This window comes from Gudongella ferriphila (genome assembly GCF_046224405.1).
Lineage (GTDB): Bacteria > Bacillota > Clostridia > Tissierellales > Tissierellaceae > Gudongella.
In genome coordinates this window covers 1-1,955 of record NZ_JBJXRK010000061.1, presented here as the reverse complement: position 1 = coordinate 1,955, position 1,955 = coordinate 1, and the positions used below count along the sequence as shown (strand labels likewise).

Sequence of the window (1,955 nt, the reverse complement as noted above, 5' to 3'; positions counted from 1 at the left end):
AATCCCATATTTGACAGTTGAAAATCAAAAAAAGCTTGGAACATGTTGCAACAACAACGTTCTAAGCTTTTTCCTTTTGCTCGAAAAGTGCGTACCTTTTTTAGTTCTTAGTGATTCTTAAAATATTTTTGATTTGTTTCAATTTTAGTATCTGATAATCAGTCCTGAAGCCAAATGTATCATGTAAGGCATCGGTGAAGTCGTTTCTCTCATAGGTTGGAATAAGTCCTTCGCCAGGAATCTCATAAAAGTTCATGTCCCTTAGTCCCTTGATTATCTCACAGGTTGTAAACTTGCCATCAAGGGCCTTCTCAAGGTATCTGTACACAACCAAAGACAAGAAGCATGTTGTAAAGTGAGCCTTGATCCTCTCATCTCGACTTAGGTAGACAGGTCTTGACTTGAACTCGCTTTTCATGATTTTGAAGCATTCCTCAATTTCCCATCTTCTGTGATTGACGCTGATTATGTCACTGATCTCATCCTCCAGATTTGTACATACAGCATAGAACCCGTCATACATGGCTTCCTTGGAAATCAGAGTCTTGTTTATGCTAAACAATTCCTTCTCAGCCACTTCGCCATCAGTAGTCACATTGGTCTTCTCGATAAACCTCTTGAAATCATTGGAACCGGACTTCTTGATCTTTGCTGGATTCTTTTCAATCACATCCACAGCCCTTTGTATCTGGTTTTCCCTAATCTGCATCTTGTAGTTTCTGTATTTAAGCGAGAAGGTGACAATCAACCTCTGCTCCAGACCATTCTCATGTATCCATCTTTCCTTGTAGAATGTCTTTGAGTAGTCCTTCTCCTCATCCAGCTTGGAAATATCATATGTCTTCCCGCTATCCCCATACATCCATCCCTTGGGGTCAAGAGCCCACTCCTTGAGATGGCCCTTAAGCATCTTTACAGACTGGGTGGTGATAAAGGCCCTGCTGCCCATATCATTGAACTTCCTGTTTTCAATGGATGAAAGACCAGCATCTGTGCAAACCACAAACCTTGAAAGCTTGAAATCAGAGAGAATTCTCTTTTCCAAAGGTTTAAGTGTCTTCTGTTCATTTGTCCTTCCGCTATGTATGTCAAAGGCAAGAGGAATCCCATCTCCATCCATAAACAGACCCATCTGGACAATGGGGTTGGGCTTGTGGTCCTTGGAATGACCATATTCCCTTAACCCAGACTCCTCCTCAATCTCAAAGAAATAGTTGGTGCAATCATAATAAAGGATCCCAGTGTTCCTCTTGGAAATATTTAGGCTATTCTTGTACAGCTCAGATTGGATGAAATCAGTTTCCTTTGAAATGACATCAAGAGCCCTGTATACATGCTGAATATCAAAATCAGGCTGCTCAATGAATCTGGAAGATAGATCATAGGTGGCAAGCTTGGAAGATGGGAAAATAATTCTCCCATACACAAGCCTGGAAAGAACGGAGTCTAGATTAAAGGTGAACTTGTGACGATTAGAAATATCCTTGCAAATATTGTGAAGCTTAAGATCATGATAAATACTTTGGAGAAACAAGTATCCTCCATTAAAAGAACGTTGTTTATCTTTAGGAATAAGTTTGGTGGGAGAATATTGAACCATAACCTTGCTGTTTTCCTCTTTCTCCTTTTCATTCAGCTCAGCAATATAGGCCTTGGCCCATTCATAAGGATCCTGTCCATTCAATTTTTCCCTAAGTTCAGCTTCTGTACCAAGTTTTTCAACAATCACAGAAGAATTCGACTGAGTTTTGCTGTTATAGATGGATTTAATTACATAAAGTGAAGCTGCATTCTTAGATTTGCTAACCTTAAGTCTCATAAATAACACCTCCCATTACTACTATTATAACACATTACGAGAAAGTGCGATATAGAAAAATGAAAAAATGATAAAAAAAATAAGCTATTTAAAGCTTTTGAAGGGGTTTTGTAATATACAACTGTCAAACTTCCGA

At 39.0% G+C, this 1,955-nt stretch carries 1 protein-coding gene; it reads right to left on the bottom strand.

Features of this window, described 5'->3' with window-relative positions; all coding sequences use genetic code 11:
• Positions 1-100: 100 nt before the first annotated feature.
• Positions 101-1,819, bottom strand: a complete 1,719-nt coding sequence (locus ACKVDP_RS13730) for an IS1634 family transposase (protein ID WP_409229470.1) — start codon at positions 1,817-1,819, stop codon at positions 101-103.
• Positions 1,820-1,955: the final 136 nt, after the last annotated feature.